The organism is Paraburkholderia eburnea (assembly GCF_002917095.1).
GTDB classification, from domain to species: Bacteria; Pseudomonadota; Gammaproteobacteria; order Burkholderiales; family Burkholderiaceae; genus Paraburkholderia; species Paraburkholderia eburnea.
The window spans coordinates 56,904-74,768 of sequence record NZ_PQGA01000019.1 but is presented as its reverse complement, the minus strand read 5'-3'; the positions used below and the strand labels follow the sequence as shown (position 1 = coordinate 74,768).

At 66.5% G+C, this 17,865-nt stretch carries 15 protein-coding genes and 1 pseudogene; 13 read left to right on the top strand and 3 right to left on the bottom strand.

Translation table 11 applies throughout. From position 1 onward, the window contains the following. The first annotated feature begins 13 nt into the window (after window positions 1–13). The 4 genes from B0G62_RS25280 (at window position 14) to msrQ (ending at window position 5,371) form a co-directional block, all read left to right on the top strand. Window positions 14–2,218 (top strand): cytochrome c biogenesis protein ResB, encoded by a 2,205-nt coding sequence (locus B0G62_RS25280; RefSeq protein ID WP_103706950.1) that lies wholly within the window; start codon window positions 14–16, stop codon window positions 2,216–2,218. Between the two features lie 65 nt (window positions 2,219–2,283). Continuing rightward, complete coding sequence (gene ccsB / locus B0G62_RS25275) at window positions 2,284–3,516, top strand: c-type cytochrome biogenesis protein CcsB (RefSeq protein ID WP_103706949.1); 1,233 nt, start codon at window positions 2,284–2,286, stop codon at window positions 3,514–3,516. A 142-nt stretch (window positions 3,517–3,658) separates the two neighbouring features. Continuing rightward, complete coding sequence (gene msrP, locus B0G62_RS25270) at window positions 3,659–4,669, top strand: protein-methionine-sulfoxide reductase catalytic subunit MsrP (RefSeq protein ID WP_103706948.1); 1,011 nt, start codon at window positions 3,659–3,661, stop codon at window positions 4,667–4,669. 12 nt (window positions 4,670–4,681) lie between these two features. After that, a complete protein-coding gene (gene msrQ, locus B0G62_RS25265; RefSeq protein ID WP_103706947.1) occupies window positions 4,682–5,371 on the top strand; it encodes a protein-methionine-sulfoxide reductase heme-binding subunit MsrQ in 690 nt (229 codons plus the stop codon). 95 nt (window positions 5,372–5,466) lie between these two features. Here msrQ and lysA read toward each other — a convergent pair whose 3' ends face one another. Together lysA and lptM are read right to left on the bottom strand one after the other, a co-directional pair. Further along, a complete protein-coding gene (lysA, locus tag B0G62_RS25260) occupies window positions 5,467–6,738 on the bottom strand; it encodes a diaminopimelate decarboxylase (RefSeq protein ID WP_103706946.1) in 1,272 nt (423 codons plus the stop codon). 43 nt (window positions 6,739–6,781) lie between these two features. Further along, window positions 6,782–7,105 (bottom strand): LPS translocon maturation chaperone LptM, encoded by a 324-nt coding sequence (gene lptM / locus B0G62_RS25255; RefSeq protein WP_103706945.1) that lies wholly within the window; start codon window positions 7,103–7,105, stop codon window positions 6,782–6,784. A 53-nt stretch (window positions 7,106–7,158) separates the two neighbouring features. Here lptM and cyaY point away from each other — a divergent pair, with 53 nt between their 5' ends. Beyond that, complete coding sequence (gene cyaY / locus B0G62_RS25250) at window positions 7,159–7,476, top strand: iron donor protein CyaY (protein ID WP_103706944.1); 318 nt, start codon at window positions 7,159–7,161, stop codon at window positions 7,474–7,476. A 78-nt stretch (window positions 7,477–7,554) separates the two neighbouring features. On the opposite strand, the gene B0G62_RS25245 is transcribed toward cyaY, so the two are convergent. Beyond that, window positions 7,555–10,020: a penicillin-binding protein 1A gene (locus tag B0G62_RS25245; RefSeq protein WP_103706943.1), complete on the bottom strand. Its 2,466-nt coding sequence runs from the start codon at window positions 10,018–10,020 to the stop codon at window positions 7,555–7,557. On the opposite strand from B0G62_RS25245, the gene B0G62_RS32745 reads away from it, so the two are divergent. The 8 genes and pseudogenes from B0G62_RS32745 to B0G62_RS25205 all read left to right on the top strand — a co-directional run. Further along, window positions 9,911–10,141, top strand: a complete 231-nt coding sequence (locus B0G62_RS32745; protein WP_407671242.1) for a twin-arginine translocation signal domain-containing protein — start codon at window positions 9,911–9,913, stop codon at window positions 10,139–10,141. The genes B0G62_RS25245 and B0G62_RS32745 overlap by 110 nt on opposite strands. A 180-nt stretch (window positions 10,142–10,321) precedes the next feature. Next, on the top strand, window positions 10,322–11,401 hold the full coding sequence (locus B0G62_RS31445) for a type IV pilus biogenesis protein PilM (RefSeq protein WP_146055353.1): 1,080 nt from the start codon (window positions 10,322–10,324) through the stop codon (window positions 11,399–11,401). Continuing rightward, complete coding sequence (locus tag B0G62_RS25230; RefSeq protein ID WP_103706940.1) at window positions 11,398–12,096, top strand: fimbrial assembly protein; 699 nt, start codon at window positions 11,398–11,400, stop codon at window positions 12,094–12,096. Before B0G62_RS31445 ends, B0G62_RS25230 begins: the two co-directional genes overlap by 4 nt. Further along, window positions 12,093–12,998, top strand: a complete 906-nt coding sequence (locus tag B0G62_RS25225) for a hypothetical protein (RefSeq protein WP_103706939.1) — start codon at window positions 12,093–12,095, stop codon at window positions 12,996–12,998. Before B0G62_RS25230 ends, B0G62_RS25225 begins: the two co-directional genes overlap by 4 nt. Next, window positions 12,995–14,584 (top strand): type IV pilus secretin PilQ, encoded by a 1,590-nt coding sequence (locus tag B0G62_RS25220; RefSeq protein ID WP_103706938.1) that lies wholly within the window; start codon window positions 12,995–12,997, stop codon window positions 14,582–14,584. Before B0G62_RS25225 ends, B0G62_RS25220 begins: the two co-directional genes overlap by 4 nt. Before the next feature lie 152 nt (window positions 14,585–14,736). Further along, window positions 14,737–15,291, top strand: coding sequence for a shikimate kinase (locus B0G62_RS25215; protein WP_103706937.1), 555 nt, complete (start codon window positions 14,737–14,739; stop codon window positions 15,289–15,291). Window positions 15,292–15,404: 113 nt separating this feature from the next. Next, on the top strand, window positions 15,405–16,487 hold the full coding sequence (aroB, locus tag B0G62_RS25210) for a 3-dehydroquinate synthase (RefSeq protein WP_103706936.1): 1,083 nt from the start codon (window positions 15,405–15,407) through the stop codon (window positions 16,485–16,487). A 238-nt stretch (window positions 16,488–16,725) separates the two neighbouring features. Next, window positions 16,726–17,850, top strand: a pseudogene (locus B0G62_RS25205) (deoxyguanosinetriphosphate triphosphohydrolase); the annotation flags it as partial. Window positions 17,851–17,865: the final 15 nt, after the last annotated feature.

Sequence of the window (17,865 nt, the reverse complement as noted above, 5' to 3'; positions counted from 1 at the left end):
AAGCGGAGTTTGAATGAGCGTTACCACCGAGGGTCTGCAGTTGAATGTCCGCCAGAAGGCGGTAAGAAGCGCCATCGAGCTGCTCAGTTCGATGCGCTTCGCCATTGCACTGCTGGTGGTGCTGGCGATCGCGAGCATCATCGGCACGGTGCTCACGCAGGACGACCCGTACCCGAACTACGTCAACCAGTTCGGTCCGTTCTGGGCCGACATCTTCCGCTCGCTGAGCCTCTACACGGTCTATAGCGCGTGGTGGTTCATGACCATCCTGGGCTTTCTGGTGGTGTCGATCTCGCTGTGCGTGATCCGCAACGGCCCGAAGATGATCGCCGACATGCGCAGCTGGAAGGACAAGGTCCGCGAAGGCAGCCTGCGCGCGTTCCATCACAAGGGCGAGTTCGCGCTCGAAGGGGCGAGCCGCGAGCAAACCGCCGCGAAGCTCGGCAAGCTCATGCAGCGCATGGGCTACCGCTTCGTCACGCGCGAGACCGAAGGCGCGACGCTGATCGCGGGCAAGCGCGGCGCGCTCACCAAAATCGGCTATATCTTCGCCCACCTGGCGATCGTGGTGATCTGTCTGGGCGGCCTGCTCGACAGCAATCTGCCGATCAAATTCCAGATGTGGCTGTTCGACAAGTCGCCGATCCGCAGCAATGCCGTCATCAACGACATCGCGCCCGAACATCGTCTTTCGCAGTCGAATCCGACCTTCCGCGGCTACGCGTGGGTGCCCGAAGGCCAGTACGTCTCGACGGCGATCCTGAACCAGCCCGACGGCTCGCTGATCCAGGATCTGCCGTTCTCGATCCAGTTGAACAAGTTCATCGTCGATTACTACTCGACGGGCATGCCCAAGCTGTTCGCGAGCGACATCGTCGTGATCGATCACAAGACGGGCCAGCGCATTCCGGCGCGCATCGAGGTGAACGAGCCGTTCACGTACGACGGCGTGTCGATCTACCAGTCGAGCTTCCAGGACGGCGGCTCGCAGATGCAGATGACCGCGTGGCCGATGAGCGGCGCGAGCGCGAAGAGCTTCCCGTTCGGCGGCACGATCGGCAACTCGGCGCCGCTCAAGCTGCCCGCAGGGCAGAGCGTGCCGGGTGTCGACGGCCAGACCATCGAATTCGCGGATTTTCGCGCCATCAACGTCGAAAACGTCTCGAACGGCAGCGGTCAGAACGACGTGCGCGGCGTGGCGCATCAGACGCTCAAGGAAGCGTTCGACGAGCGGCTCGGCTCGGGCGCCAAGACCTCGAAGCCGCTCGATCTGCATAACGTCGGGCCGTCGGTGCAATACAAGGTGCGCGACAAGGACGGCCAGGCGCGCGAGTACAACAACTACATGCTGCCCGTCGATGTGGGCGGCGAGCGCATGTTCCTCGCCGGTATGCGCGAGAACCCGGACGAGCCGTTCCGCTATCTGCGCATTCCCGCCGACAGCGGCGGCACCATGACGGAGTGGATGCGGCTGCGCGCCGCGTTCGAAGACCCGGCGCTGCGCGCGCAGGCCGCGCACCAGTTCGCCGCTCGCTCGGTCCCCGATTCGAATCGCGATCTTCAGAAGCATCTGGAAGACAGCGCCTCGCGCGTGCTGACGCTTTTCTCGGGCACGGATCCGTCGATGCAAGGCGCACCGCCGTCGCAGATGGGCGGCTTCCAGGCGGTGGCGGGCTTCATCGACAAATCGGTGCCGAAGGATCAGCAGGAAAAGGCCGCGGGCCTGCTGCTGCGCATGCTCGAAGGCTCGACCTGGGATCTCTGGCAGCTCGCGCGCGCCCAGGCCGGCGAACCGGCGCTCACGCCCGACGCCCAGTCCGCGCGCTTCGTGCAGGACTCGATCAACGCCGTTTCGGACAGTTTCCTGTACGGATCGCCCGTCTATCTACAGCTCGATTCATTCAAGCAGGTGCAAGCTTCGGTATTTCAGTTGACGCGCGCGCCGGGCAAGAAAGTCGTGTATCTTGGCAGCCTGTTGCTCGTGCTCGGCATCTTTTCGATGTTCTACGTGCGCGAGCGCCGTCTGTGGTTCTGGCTGAAAGAGCGCAGCGGGACGCACGGACAGGGCGTCGACGTCATCATGGCGATGTCGACCGCGCGCCGCACGCTCGACTTCGAGAAAGAGTTTGCCCGCACCCGTGAAGTGGTCTCGCGCACCCTGGGCGCCCAGCCCGGGAATTCAGGCGCAGATGACGGCGGGACGGACCGTAACGCTTGATCCACGCGATCCACGCGCCTTTTAAGGCGCACTTTACGGACACTCAAGATCAACACGGTAAGCCCATGGACTTGACTCAGGTTTCTTCTTCGGCAAAGACCCGCCGCGCCGATCGCGCGGCGGCGGCAGCGGCTCAGGACGTGCGCGGCGCGTCCGATTTCAACGATCCGCTGTTCGACGAACGCCCCTTTCTGCGCCGCCTGACGGCGATCGACTGGCTGTTCGCGCTGGCGATGGTGGCGGGCGCGGGTTTCGCGCTCTCGCGCTACCACGCGCACATGAACTACTACGACAAGCTCGTGCTGTGCGGCACGGTGCCGGCGCTCGTCGTGCTCGGCTGGCGCTGGAAGCCTTCGCGCCTCTTGATGGCCGCGATCGCCGTCATGTCGATCGGCGCGATCCAGATCTACCAGGGGGATCTCGCGCGCGCCGATCAGGCCTTCTTCCTCAAGTATTTCCTCTCCAGCCAGTCGGCCATCCTGTGGATGAGCGCGCTGTTCGTGCTCGCCACACTGTTCTACTGGATCGGCCTGCTGTCGCGCTCCGAGACGGGCGGTGCGATCGGCACCCGGCTCACGTGGGCGGCGGTGCTGATGGGCTTCACCGGCCTGATGGTGCGCTGGTACGAGTCCTATCTGATCGGCGCGGATGTCGGCCATATCCCTATCTCGAACCTCTACGAAGTGTTCGTGCTGTTCAGCCTGATCACGGCGCTCTTCTACCTGTACTACGAGAAGCACTACGCCACGCGTGCGCTTGGCGCGTTCGTGCTGCTCGTGATCAGCGCGGCCGTGGGCTTCCTGATGTGGTACTCGATCTCGCGCGACGCGCAGCAGATCCAGCCGCTCGTGCCCGCGCTGCAAAGCTGGTGGATGAAGATCCACGTCCCGGCGAACTTCATCGGCTACGGCAGCTTCGCGCTCTCGGCGATGGTGGGCGTCGCCTACATCATGAAGGAGCGCGGCGTGCTGGCGGATCGTCTGCCCGCGCTCGAAGTGCTCGACGACGTCATGTACAAGTCGATCGCCGTCGGCTTTGCGTTCTTCACGATCGCCACGATCCTGGGCGCGCTGTGGGCCGCGCAGGCCTGGGGCGGCTACTGGAGCTGGGACCCGAAGGAAACCTGGGCGCTGATCGTCTGGCTCAACTACGCGGCCTGGCTGCATATGCGGCTGATGAAGGGGCTGCGCGGCGGCGTGGCGGCCTGGTGGGCGCTCACCGGCCTGCTGGTCACGACCTTCGCCTTCCTGGGCGTCAATATGTTCCTGTCGGGCCTGCATAGTTACGGCAAGCTGTAACCGCATCGGATCTCGGAACGAACTAACCGCCGGACGCCTCGCGCTCCGGCGGTTTTTTTCGTGCTGGCGGGAAGGATTCCGGTTGGCGCGCGTTAGCCGCTTACAGGTCGTTGAAAATTTGGGATCGACAGGAGTATCGGAAATGTGGATCAAGCGCAGCAGCCGGATCATCCTCAACGGCGACGACATCGCCGCGCACGAGATCACGCCGCAAAAAGTGTTCGAACAGCGCCGCCGCTTCATGAAGGCGGCGGGCGCGCTCGCGCTCGGCGGCGTGGGCGCCGGGCTGGGTGTCTTCGATCCGCGCGCCGCCTTTGCCGAATACGCCTCGCCCGACCCGAAGGCCATCAAGCTCGCCGCGAAGACCAACGCGAAATTCGTCGCGCTCGACAAGTCCACGCCGTTCAAGGACGTCACGACCTATAACAACTTCTACGAGTTCGGCACCGACAAGGGCGATCCGGCGCAGAACGCGCACACCCTGCGGCCGCGCCCGTGGAAGGTGAGCGTGGAGGGCGAGATCAAGAACCCCAAGGTCTACGATATCGACGACATCCTCAAGCTCGCGCCGCTCGAAGAGCGCGTGTACCGCCATCGCTGCGTGGAAGGCTGGTCGATGGTGATTCCGTGGATCGGCATCTCGCTGTCCGAGCTGATCAAGCGGGCGCAGCCCACCGGCAACGCGCGCTACGTGCAGTTCATCACGCTCGCGGACCGCTCGCAGATGCCGGGTCTGGCCGAGCCGATCCTCGACTGGCCGTACTCCGAAGGGCTGCGCATGGACGAGGCGATGAATCCGCTCGCGCTGCTCACCGTCGGGCTTTACGGCCAGGTGCTGCCGAACCAGAACGGCGCGCCCGTGCGCATGGTGCTGCCGTGGAAATACGGCTTCAAGAGCGCAAAGTCACTGGTGAAGATCCGTTTCGTGGAGAAGCAGCCGCCGACGAGCTGGAACACCTACGCGTCGAACGAATACGGCTTCTTCTCGAACGTGAATCCGAATGTCGATCACCCGCGCTGGAGCCAGGCGAGCGAGCGGCGTATCGGCGAGGACGGCTTTTTCACGCCCAAGCGCAAGACGCTGATGTTCAACGGTTACGGCGATCTGGTGGCGTCGATGTATCAGGGCATGGATCTGCGCAAGAACTTTTGACGGGATCAGGCGATGGAATCGACGACCACGGCGGCACGCAGCGCGAAAGGCGCGCAGCAGGCGAGCGCCACGAACGCGAGGAGCGCAACGTCAGGCCCGCGCTGGCTGCGCTGGGCGAAAGTCGCGGTGTTCGTCGCGGCGTGGTATCCGCTCGCGCGCATTGTGTTCTTTGGCGTGACGGACCGGCTGGGCGCCAATCCGATCGAGTTCATCACGCGCTCGACCGGCCTGTGGACGCTCGTGTTCCTTTGCATCACGCTGGCGGTCACGCCGTTGCGTCGGCTCACCGGCTGGAACGTGCTGCTGCGCTTTCGGCGCATGTTGGGCCTTTACGCGTTTTTCTACGCGGCGCTGCATTTCACCACCTACATCTGGTTCGACAAATGGTTCGACGTGGCCGCGATGCTCAAGGACATCGGCAAGCGGCCCTTCATCACGGTGGGTTTCGCGGCCTTCGTGCTGCTGATTCCGCTGGCCGTCACCTCGACCAAAGCGATGGCGCGCAGGCTCGGCCGCCGCTGGCAGAGTCTGCACCGGCTGATCTATGCGATCGGCGTGCTCGCGATCCTGCATTTCTGGTGGATGAAATCCGGCAAGCACGATCTGGCGCTGCCGAAAATCTATGGCGCGATCATGCTGGCGCTGCTTGGCTGGCGGCTGGCCGTGTGGCTGACGGCGCGCGTCAGGGCGCGGGGCGCGTAGGCGCATCGCCACGAAAGCGCGCAGGCAATAAAAAAGCGACGCACAAGGCGTCGCTTTTTTCATGGCGCGCAGACAAGCCGCGCTACGACCCAACCTCAATCCGGCAGCAAATGCTCGCCCGCGAAAAGCTGCTGCACGGTCTCGCGCTCGCGCGCGACGTGTACGCGCGTGCCGTCGACCAGCAGTTCGGCCGCGCGCGGACGCGTGTTGTAGTTCGAGCTCATCGTGAAACCGTAGGCGCCCGCCGAGCGGATCGCCAGCACGTCGCCCGCTTCGAGCGCGAGCGTGCGGTCGCGGCCCAGCCAGTCGCCGCTTTCGCACACCGGGCCGACGATGTCGTACGCGTGAGCGTCGCCCGCGCGCGGCGTGACCGGCTCGATGGCGTGATACGCCTCGTACATCGCGGGACGCGCGAGATCGTTCATCGCCGCATCGACGATGGCGAAGTTCTTTTCCGCGCCCGGCTTCAGGAATTCGACCGTCGTGAGCAGGATGCCCGCGTTGCCGACCAGCGAGCGGCCCGGCTCGAACCAGACCTCGCGCGACTTGCCGGTCTTCGCGCCATGCGCTTCGATGCGATCGAGCACCGTGCGCACGAACGCGCCGATATCCGGCGGCGTTTCGTCGTCGTAGCGGATGCCGAGGCCGCCGCCCACGTCGATATGATGGATCGCGATGCCGTCCGCTTCGATCTGGTCGACGAGTTCGAGCAGCTTGTCGATGGCGTCCAGGTACGGCGCGACTTCGGTGATCTGCGAGCCGATATGGCAGTCGATGCCGACCACCTGAAGATTCGGCATGGCGGCCGCCGCGCGGTAGGTCGCGCGCGCGTCTTCAAAGGCGATGCCGAACTTGTTCGACTTCAGGCCCGTGGAGATGTAGGGGTGCGTCTTCGCATCGACGTCCGGGTTCACGCGCAGCGACACCGGCGCCTTCTTGCCGAGCGCGCCCGCCACCGCGTTCAGGCGGTCGAGTTCGGGAATCGATTCGACGTTGAAGCACTTCACGCCCGCTTCGAGCGCCGTCTTCATTTCGTCGCCATGCTTGCCCACGCCCGAGAACACGGTGTTCTGCGCTTTGCCGCCCGCGGCCAGCACGCGGGCGAGTTCGCCGCCCGAGACGATGTCGAAGCCCGCGCCTTCGCGCGCGAACACGTTGAGCACGGCAAGATTGCTGTTCGCCTTGACCGCGACGTGCACCGCGGCGCGGCGGCCCGCGCAGGCATCGGCGTAGGCGTGCCACGTCGCGCTGAGCGCCGCGCGCGAGTAGACGTAGAGCGGCGTGCCGTGCTGCGCGGCGAGATCGGCGGCGGACACGCCTTCGACGAAGAGCGTGCCGTCGACGCGGTGGAAAGCGGGCTGAGTCATGCGGAGATCGTGTTGCGGGTGATGGGGCTGCTGGAACGGCGGCTTACTGCGCCGGTGCCGCAGCGGAAGCCGGCTGCGCAGCGGAAGCCGACGCGGGGGCGGAATTCAGTTCGGGGTCCGGGGACAGCGAAAGCGGCGTGCCCGAGGTGTCGGGAATCGTGCCGACCAGGGCGTCCGAGGCTGCGCGCGCCTGATCATCAGGTTGAACTGCGGGCTGCGTCTCGAAGTTGGGCTTCTGCGGCAACGGCGGCACGGTCGGCATGTAGAGCGGGCCCTTCTGGCCGCAACCCGTGAGCGACACTGCGCCAAGCGCGAAAGCGGCTAGAATCGCGGCGGACGTCGAAACGCGGGATGCCCGAGCGCGCATCCGGGAATTGACACGCATAATTGTCCCTGAATGATTAACTGGTGGAGTTTAGCATGGCAGATAGTGACTACCTGAGCCGCGCGGAGGCCGTGCTGGCGGCGGTGGAACGCGCTGTGGACGAGGCCGATGCCGACATCGAACTCGAACGCAGCGGCAACGTTCTGACGCTCGAATTCGAGAACCGCACGAAGATCATCATCAACCTCCAGCCGCCGATGAAGGAAATCTGGATCGCCGCGAAAGCGGGCGGATTCCATTACCGCTTCATCGACGGGCAGTGGCTCGACACGCGCACGGGCACCGAGTTCTTCTCGGCGCTCACCGCTTATTCGACCGAGCAGGCCGGCGAGCCGGTGACGTTCGTGCCGTGACGATGCGCTGATGCATTGGCGTAAATGAAAACGGGCACCCTTGGGTGCCCGTTCTGCTTTCAGGACCGACCGCGTGCCTCAATGCCCGCGGAACAGGTTCATGATGTCTTCCTTCTCCTTGGCGTTGACCTGCTGAGGCTCCGGCGCCGCACCCGCATCGGCGGCATCGCCGCCCGAAGCCGAACCGCCGCTTGCCGCGGCTTCCAGCGCCGCCTGGCTGATGCCCACCGTCGAGACGAAGCCGTGCCCTGGGGTGGCATCGGCGTAATACAGTTCGTCGCCGAGCATGACGATGCCGTCGGGCATCGGCATCTTGTAGTCGGGCACGCCGTTGAGCGCCTTCTGCATGTAGTCGATCCACACAGGCAGGGCGAGACCGCCGCCGGTCTCCCGGTCGCCCAGGCTGCGCGGATTGTCGTAACCGATCCACGCGATCGCCGCGAGCGTGTGCTGATAACCCGCGAACCACGCGTCGCGCGAGTCGTTGGTCGTGCCGGTCTTGCCGCCCAGGTCGGTGCGCTTCAGGGCATTCGACTTCGCGCCCGTGCCGCGCTGCGCGACGCTCTGCAACAGGCTGTTCATGATGTAGGCGTTGCGCGGATCGATCGCGCGCGGCGCGTTTTCGCCCGCCACGAGCGGCTGCGCCTGCGCGACCACCACGCCGCGCTGATCGGTGACTTCGGCGATCAGATACGGATTCACGCGATAGCCGCCGTTGGCGAACACCGCATAGCCGCCCGCCATCTGCAGCGGCGTGACGAGGCCCGCGCCCAGCGCCATCGGCAGATAGGCCGGATGGCGGTCGGCGTCGAAACCGAAGTGCGTGATGTACTGCTGCGCGTACTTCGTGCCGATGTGGTTGAGGATGCGGATCGACACCAGGTTCTTCGACTTCATGAGCGCGGTGCGCATGCTCATCGGGCCGTCGAAGCCGCCGCCGTAGTTCTTCGGCTCCCACGCCTGGCCGCCCGTTTCCGCGGCGCTGAAGAACAGCGGCGCGTCGTTGATGACGGTAGCCGGCCCCAGGCCCTTGTCGAGCGACGCCGAATAGATGAACGGCTTGAAGCTAGAACCCGGCTGGCGCCACGCCTGGGTGACGTGGTTGAACTTGTTCTTGTTGAAGTCGAAGCCGCCCACCAGCGCGCGGATCGCGCCGTCCTGCGGCACCACCGAGACAAACGCGCCTTCGATCTGCGGCAACTGCGTGATCGACCATTCGCCCGCGTTGTTGCGCGCCACCCGGATGATCGCGCCGGGGCGGATTTTCTGGCTCGGCTGCGCGCGCGTGCTCAGGTTGTATTGCGCGAAGCGCAGGCCGTCGCCGGCGATGCTGGCGGTGTTGCCGTCCATGAAGGTCGCCTGGACTTCCTTCGGACTGGCCGCCGTGACCACGGCTGCAACCAGTTCGCCGTTGTCGGGGTGTTCGAGCAGCGCGTCGTCGATGGCCTGTTCGCGGTCGTCGGCGTCGCTGGGCAGGTCGATGAAGGCTTCAGGCCCGCGATAGCCGTGGCGCCGCTCGTAGTCCATCAGCCCCTTGCGCAGCGCGCGATAGGCGACGTCCTGATCGGCGGAATCGATCGTCGTGACGACGTTCAGACCACGCGTGTAGGCTTCTTCGTGGTACTGCGCGTACATCATCTGACGCACCATTTCCGCCACGTATTCGGCGTGGACGCTGAATTCCTTGCCCTGGCCCTTGACCACGAGCGGTTGCGCCGCGGCCTCGTCGTACTGCTCCTGGGTGATGTAGTGCAGCTCCAGCATGCGCTGAAGGATGTACTCCTGACGGACCTTGGCGCGCTTCGGATTGACGACCGGGTTATAGGCCGACGGCGCCTTGGGCAGACCGGCGAGCATCGCGCATTCGGCGAGCGTCAGGTCTTTCAGATCCTTGCCGAAGTACACCCGCGCCGCGCTCGCGAAGCCATAGGCGCGCTGCCCCAGATAGATCTGGTTCATGTACACCTCAAGGATCTGATCCTTCGAGAGCTTCGACTCGATCTTGTAGGCGAGCAGCATCTCGTAGACCTTACGCGTGTAGGTCTTTTCGCTCGACAGGAAGAAGTTGCGCGCCACCTGCATGGTGATCGTGCTCGCGCCCTGCGACGCGTGGCCATTGGTGAGCGCGACGATGCCCGCGCGCGCGATGCCGGTCAGATCGACGCCGCCGTGCTCGTAGAAGCGCGCGTCCTCGATCGCGAGAATGGCGTTCTTGAGATTGGCCGGCACGTCCTGGAAATGGACGATATCGCGCCGCTCCTCGCCGAATTCGCCGATCAGCACATGGTCGCGCGTGTAGATGCGCAGCGGCACCTTGGGGCGATAGTCGGTGAGCGCGTCGAGCGAGGGCAGATTGGGCGTGGCGACGATCAGCGCGTAGCCGAGCACCAGCGCCACGCTGGCGAGCGCGCCCGCGATCAATACGAAGAAGCCGATGAGCAGCCGCGCCCACCAGGGCCGGCGGCGCTTTCTGGGCGCGGCGGGGTCGGGCGGCGTGGGCGGTGTGGGCGGCGGAACGGACGAGTCAGGCTGGGCTTCTTGCATACGGACACCGGAAAAACAGTCCCGCGATTATAGCTGCCCGCCCTGGCGCGCTTTCGGAATGCTTACGTCTGCCGAAAAGTGGGGCCGGGGGCGGTGCGTGGGGACTGCGCTGAGGCACTGAAGGTATAGGAGCACTCTAGCCGCGTCTCGAATGCGCGAGAAGGCCGGCGGATCGGCTTATCGCAAACCCGCGCAGAGATTGGCCATCTGGCCGAGTGTTCGGCGCAGGCGCTGCTTCGCACAATTTCTCCCAGGGCGCGCCGCGAATCGTTCGCGGCGCCACGCACAAGGGAGGAAGGCGATGAGCCTGCTCAATCCGCTGTTGTTGGGGGCGCGCCGTTACGCGGCGGGTGTCGATGTGCATGCGCGCGGCGTCACGCTGGTCGTGCTCAGTCAGCGCGTGTTCGGCGGCGGACCGCTGCGCATCGAGTGGCTGGGCCGCGTGCCGCTGGCGCGCGAGGCGCTGTCGGGCGCGGAGATCGTCGATCGCACCGCGCTGGTGGCGGCTTTGCAGGCGGCCTTCGGCGCTTTGCCGCGCGCCTGCGCCGAGGCGTCGCTGCGCTGCGCGATGGCGCTGCCTACGGGCGCGACGTTGATGGCGGCCGTGCCGCTCGCGCGGCTGGCGCGTGGGTCGTTTGTCACGAGCACGAGCAACACAAGCGGCGTAAGGGGCACAAGCGGCACAAGCGGCACAAGCGGCACAAGCAGGGCAGGCGCCATCGCGGATGCCTCGGGTCTCTTCACGGAGCTGGAGCCGCTGGTACTGGCCGAAGCGGAGCGTGTCGCCGGCATCGAGCGCCATGAGCTGGCGGTGGACTGGCGCGTGGGTCCACTCGCGCTCGATTGTGGCGTTGCCTCGGCTCATGAGGCCAGAGTCATGATCGCGGCCACGGCGCGCGCATATCTGGAGTCGCGCATCGAATGCGCGGCGATGGCGGGGGTGGCGCTTTGCGCGATGGACGACGAGGCCCACGCCGCGCTACGCGCCATGCGCCACGCGGCGGCGTTCGAGCTGCCGCCGCACGAGCCATGGGCGGCGCTCTGGGTGGGCGCGGACGGCGTGCACGGCTGGTTCGTCGCCGACGACTGCGTCGCGCGCACGATGCGCTTTCCGGCGCTGGAGCACGCCGATCTCGTCGAGGCGCTGCACGACCTGGCGGGCCGCGAGCAGACCGGCTGCGCGCTCGTCGCCGGTGACATCGGCTTGCTGCAGGGTGTGCATTTCTCGCTTGCCGATATCGGCGACGTGCTCGGCTGCCCGGTGCTGCCGTTCGAATGCGCGCCGCTTGCGGACGCCGACTTTCCGCTCGACGCGCAGCTTCTGCACGACCCGGCGTGCGCGGTGGCTTTCGGGCTTGCGATGCGCGGGGTGCACGAATGAAGACGGCGACGATCGTAAATGCGTGGGAGGGCTTCAACCTGCTGCCGTGGCGGCTTGCAGCCGTGCGGCGCCTGCGCCGGCGGCGCGCGCTCGAATGGCTGTCGGCGCTGCTGATCGGCGGCGCGCTCGGTTGTCTCGCTGCGGGCTGGCAGACGTTCGAGCGTAGTCGGGCCGATGTGCGGCGCGAGGCGATCGAGCAGCAACTGGCGCAACTCGGCGCGCCGCTCGCAGAGGCCAGGCGGCTCGCGCGCGAAGCGAATGAGCGCGCCGCCGCGTTGCGCGAGGCGCAGCTCAAGGCGAAGCCGCTCACGCACCTGTTCGCGCTCATCGAGGCGCTTGCGCGGGTGCGCACGGACGGCGTCGTGCTCGATCAGCTTATTCAGCACGCCGACGAAACCGAACTCCAGGCAAGCGCCACCGATGAAGCCGCCGCGGGCGCGTGGCTCGAACGGCTGCATACGCTGCGGGATATCGAGGCGGTCAACGTGCGCGAAATGAAGCGCGAAACGAGGAAAGAGGCGACGAAAGAAACAACGAGAGAAACAACGAGAGAAACGAGGAGTGAAACCCAAGGCAGGCAGATGCATGGCGTGCCGATCCATGTGGCGGCACGGCTCGTATGGAAAGGCGCGGCGGCGAATGTGCCGAAGCAGGCGGGTGCGGTGCGCGGCGTCGGCGCGAAGGAGGCGAAATGAGCGAATCAAGTTCAAACGCGCCGCTGATGGGGGCGCCAGCTTTCTTTCGCGGTTCCCGACGCGGCATGGGCTTGGCGCTGTTGCATGGCTGGCGGCCTCTGCATGGGTGGAGCGCGCGCCGCCGCGCGAGCGCCGCGTTGATGCTGGGTTTGATCGCCGCCGTGCTGGCGGCCTTCATCTGCGTGACGACGGACGCGGGTGGTGCTGAAACCGCTCATGTCGCGCTAGCCGACGCCCAGACCCGCCTGGTGAGCGCGCGTCAATTGCTGGCGCGTCTGCCTGCCTTGCGACGCGACGCGCGGGACTGGCCCCGGCACCCGCACAACGGCAATGTCGCCGACGACATGCGCAACGTGTCGCAACTCGCGGCGCTTGCCGGTCTTGCGTTGATCGCACTGGAGCCTGCCGCGCCGGGCGGCGCGCAGTCGCAGGCGTTTCGCGCGACCAAGCTCGTGGCGCAAGGGGATTTCACGCAACTGCGCGGGTTCCTCGACGGCCTTGCGGAACTGCCCGAACTCGCGGTGCCGATGGAGTTGTCGCTCAGACGCGGCGCGAGCGGCCTCGCCATTTCGGCGCTGTTGCAGGTGTTCGACGGTTTGCCAGCCGTGGCGTTTGCCGACGACGAGGACGAGGGCGGCGTATCCACCGATCCTTTTGCGGATCGCGCTCAACGCTTCGGGAGCGGCCTGAGCGCGAAGGGCGAAGGTCCGCTGCGGCTCGCGGGCATGCTGGCGGAGCACGGACGCGCGCTCGCGCTGGTCGAGACCGCCGAGGGCACGATGGCTGTGCAGGCCGGCGCAATGCTCGCGGGCGCGCGCGTGCTGGAGGTGAGTCCCTCGCGCGTGGTGCTCGCGCTCGACGGCGCGACGCAGACGCTGGACTGGGCGCGGGAGGCGCGATGATGATGCGGCGCGCGCTTGCCCTGATTCCCGCGTTGGCCGCTTCGGCACTGCACGCGGCGGTGCCGCCACCGCTTCCGGTGTGGCATATGGCGGCGGCGCCGGTCGCGCGCTATGAGGCGCCGCCCTTGCCGGAGGGCGAACCTGCCACGCCCACGCAGTGGGTCGCGAATCCGTTCACCGAAGGCGCGGATGCCGATTCGGCGGCCGAACGTGCGTCCGCCATTACCCCGGCCGCGTCGGAGGCGGCCGCTGCGCAAGCTGCGGCCGAACCGCTCGAAGGCCCGCCGACCCCGCTGCCCAGCGAGGCGCGCCTGAGCGGCCCGAGCGCGGCGCACGACGGCCTGCCGCCCGACCGGCCGATCTCGCTGAACTTCCAGCGCGCCGAACTCACCTCGGTGCTCCATGCGTTCGCGCAGTTCACGAAGCTCAACATCGTCGCAAGCGAGCGCGTGCGCGGCCAGGTCACGCTGCGCCTCGACCGCGTGCCGTGGCGCGCCGCCTTCGACCTGTTGCTCGCCTCGAATGGCCTTGCGCTGGAACGCATTGGCAACGTGCTCTGGGTCGCACCCGCCGCCGACCTTGCCGCGCGCGAGCGTCAGCGTTTCGAGGCGCATGCGCGCGCCGCCGATCTGGAGCCGCTCGCGAGCCGTGCCTTCGAACTGCAATATGCGCGCGCCGAAGACCTGCGCAAGCTGCTGACCGGTTCGGGCACGCAGCGCGCGCTCTCGAAGCGCGGCGCCGCCGTCGCCGACACGCGCACGAATCTGCTTTTCGTCACCGATCTGCCCGCGCGGCTCGACCAGATCGCCGCGCTGATCCATCGCCTCGACGCGCCCGCGCGCCAGGTGCTGATCGAAGCGCGTATCGTCGAAGGCGACCAGGGCTTGTCGCGCGAATTGGGCGTGCGGCTGGGCGTGACATCGGCTGGCGCGGACGGCACCACGCACGGCCTGCACGGCGGCCCGGGCGACAGTGGGGAGAGCGGAAGCAGCAGCGCCGGCAAGATCTTCGACCTCGGCGCGGGCGCGTTGAACGGTTTTGGCGCCGCGCAGCTCGGCCTGACGTTGCTGGCGGCGCGCGCCACGCGTCTGCTCGACATCGAACTGAGCGCGCTCGAAGCCGAAGGGCGCGGGCGCGTCGTATCGAGTCCGCGCGTCGTCACCGCCGATCGCACCAAGGCCGTCGTCGAGCAGGGCACCGAGCTGCCGTATCAGGCGAAAGTCGGGCAGGGCGTTTCGGGCGTGCAATTTCGGCGCGCCAGCCTGAAACTGGAGGTCGAGCCGCAGATCACGCCGGACGGCCGCGTGATTCTCGACCTCGACGTGGCCAAGGACAGCGTGGGCGAGCAGACCGCCGCCGGGCCGGCGATCAACACCAAACACGTGCAGACGCGGGTGGAAATCGAAGACGGCGGAACGGTCTCGATTGGAGGAATCGACGCGAGCGACGACCGGGATGATGTGACGCGCGTGCCGCTCCTGGGCAAAATACCGGTTTTGGGCGCACTTTTTTCGCATCGCGCACACTGGGACAAGCGCAGCGAACTGGTCGTGTTTATCACGCCGCGCGTGGTCAGTGCGGACTGATGGATGTCTGTGCGCGGATCGCGCAAGATTTGGCCCAAAAAGGGAAAAAAGCTGCGCAGGATGGCCGAATGGGGCCAAAGCGCGTGGTCCGCAGGCTCGACAACGCCGCTGCTTTGCCAGTAAGCTGCTGCACCAATCTTTTGTAGGAAACGCTGCAAGTGCGGGACGCAAACGCCAATGTATTTTTCGTAGGGCTCATGGGCGCCGGTAAGACGACCGTGGGCCGGGCGGTCGCGCGCCGGCTTGAGCGTCCGTTTTTCGACTCCGATCACGAGGTCGAAGCGCGCACCGGCGCGCGCATCCCGGTGATCTTCGAACTCGAAGGCGAAGCGGGTTTTCGCGACCGCGAGGCCCAGATGATCGAGGAGCTGAGCGCGCGCGACGGCATCGTGCTCGCCACGGGCGGCGGCGCGGTGTTGCGGCCCGAAAATCGCTCCGCGCTCAAGGAGCGCGGTTTCGTCGTCTATCTGCGCGCCCATCCGCATGATTTGTGGCTGCGCACGCGCCGCGACAAGAACCGGCCGTTGTTGCAGACCGAGGATCCCAAAGGGCGCCTTGAGGCGCTCTACGAGCAGCGCGATCCGCTTTATCGCGAGGTCGCGGACTTCGTGATCGAGACGGGCCGGCCTTCGGTGAACGGCCTCGTCAATATGGTGCTGATGCAGCTCGATATGGCCGGCGTTTTGCGCTCGCCGGCGAGCGAGTAGCACGTTTCCTGCGTGACGGCGTTTGGGCGGCCCGGCGTTCCGCCGTTCTGCCGCCGTCGCGCTCCACGGCTCTGTTGCACCGAAGCGCCCCACACTTTGAACTACTGCCTGGCATGATTACCGTCAACGTCGAACTGGGCGACCGCGCCTACCCCATCCACATCGGCTCCGACCTGATCGGCCAGACGGCGCTGTTCGCGCCGCATATCGCCGGCAAATCGGTGACGATCGTGACCAACACCGTCGTCGAGCCGCTGTACGGCGAGAAGCTGCGCGCCGCGCTCGCGCCGCTCGGCAAGGATGTCCACACTGTCGTGCTGCCCGATGGCGAGGCGTTCAAGAACTGGGAAACGCTCAATCAGATCTTCGACGCGCTGCTCACCTCGCGCGCGGACCGCAAGACCACGCTGATCGCACTGGGCGGCGGCGTGACGGGCGACATGACCGGCTTCGCGGCGGCCTGCTACATGCGCGGCGTGCCCTTCATCCAGGTGCCGACGACGCTGCTTTCCCAAGTCGATTCGTCGGTGGGCGGCAAGACCGGCATCAACCATCCGCTCGGCAAGAACATGATCGGCGCGTTCTACCAGCCGCAGGCCGTGATCGCCGACATTGCCGCGTTGCGCACGCTGCCCGCGCGCGAGCTGGCGGCGGGCGTGGCCGAAGTCATCAAGACAGGCGCGATCGCCGACGCGGAATTCTTCAACTGGATCGAGGCGAACGTCGAAGCGCTCAACCGTTGCGAGCCCGCAGCGCTCGCGCACGCGGTCAAGCGCTCGTGCGAGATCAAGGCGTCCGTGGTCGCCGCCGACGAGCGCGAAGGCGGCCTGCGCGCGATTCTCAATTTCGGCCATACCTTCGGTCACGCGATTGAAGCGGGTCTCGGTTACGGTGAGTGGCTGCACGGCGAGGCCGTGGGCTGCGGCATGGCGATGGCGGCCGATCTGTCGGTGCGCATGGGCATGCTCGACGAGGCATCGCGCGAGCGTCTGGTGCGCGTCATCAAGGCGGCGCATTTGCCGGACGTCGGCCCCGCGCTGGGCGCTGAACGTTACGTCGAGCTGATGCAGGTGGACAAGAAGGCCGAAGGCGGCGCGATCAAGTTCATCCTGCTCAAGCGCTTTGGCGAAACGCATATTGGCCTCGCCCCCGACGAAGCCGTGCAGGCCACGCTGGCGGCCACGGTCAAGGGCTGATGCGCCAGCTCGCCGTGCCGATGTAGTTCCGAAGTTGAGCTGAACGGCGGCCCATGCCCACGAGGCCGTGGCCGTCCACTTTGCGATCCGTGCGGAGGAACCGTTGAGCGACACCCGCAGCGACAAGCGCGGCGCGCTGGCCGATCAGGCCCGCGCCGCAGGCAACAAGGCAGACACGCAGTTATCCGGGCTGTCCCAGGGCGAAGCCGAATCCGGGTTCGAGTCCGAGTCAGAGTTCGAAACGGGGCTGGCGCCCTACGCGGCGCATTCGCCCCAGTCGCGCGGCCGCCGCTTCGCCGAGCCGCCGCCCGCCGCGCGCAGCGAATTCCAGCGCGACCGCGACCGCATCGTCCATTCCACGGCGTTTCGCCGGCTCGAATACAAGACCCAGGTGTTCGTGAATCACGAGGGCGATCTCTTTCGCACGCGGCTCACGCACAGCCTCGAAGTCGCGCAGATCGCGCGGTCGGTGGCGCGCAATCTGCGCCTGAACGAAGATCTCGTCGAAGCGATCTCGCTGGCGCACGACCTCGGCCATACGCCGTTCGGCCATGCGGGGCAGGACGCGCTCAACGAATGTATGCGCGATCACGGTGGCTTCGAGCACAACCTGCAAAGTCTTGCTGTAGTCGACGAGCTGGAGGAACACTATGGCGCGTTCGACGGCCTGAACCTCTGCTTCGAGACGCGCGAGGGCATTCTCAAGCATTGCTCGCGCGAGCATGCGCGAGCGCTCGGCGAACTGGGCGAGCGCTTTCTGCTCGGGCGTCAGCCGTCGCTCGAAGCGCAGATCGCCAACATCGCCGACGAAATCGCCTACAACAATCACGATGTGGACGACGGGCTGCGTTCCGGTCTCATCACGATCGAACAACTGGCCGAAGTCGAACTCTGGCAGACTCATTACGACGCCGCGCGCGCCGAATTCCCGCAGATCGAAGGGCGCCGGCTCGTGCACGAGACCGTGCGGCGCATCATCAATACGCTGATCGTCGATCTGATCGGCCAGACCCGCCGCAATCTCGCCGGGCACGCGCCGCGCTCGCTCGACGACGTGCGCGCCGCGCCGCCGCTGGTCGCGCACAGCGAGCGCATCGCGGCGCAGGCGGCCGCGCTCAAGCGCTTTCTCTACCGCAACCTGTATCGCCACTACCAGGTGATGCGCATGGCGAACAAGGCGCAGCGCGTCGTGAAGGGACTCTTCGACGCGTTCAGCGACGATCCGCGCCTGTTGCCGCCCGCGTACCAGACGCCGAACCCCGCCGCACAGCCGCGCCTGATCGCGCATTACATCGCGGGCATGACCGACCGTTACGCGCTCAAGGAGTATCGGCGTCTGTTCGTCGTCGCCGACGAAGTCTGACGTCCGCCTGGCCGG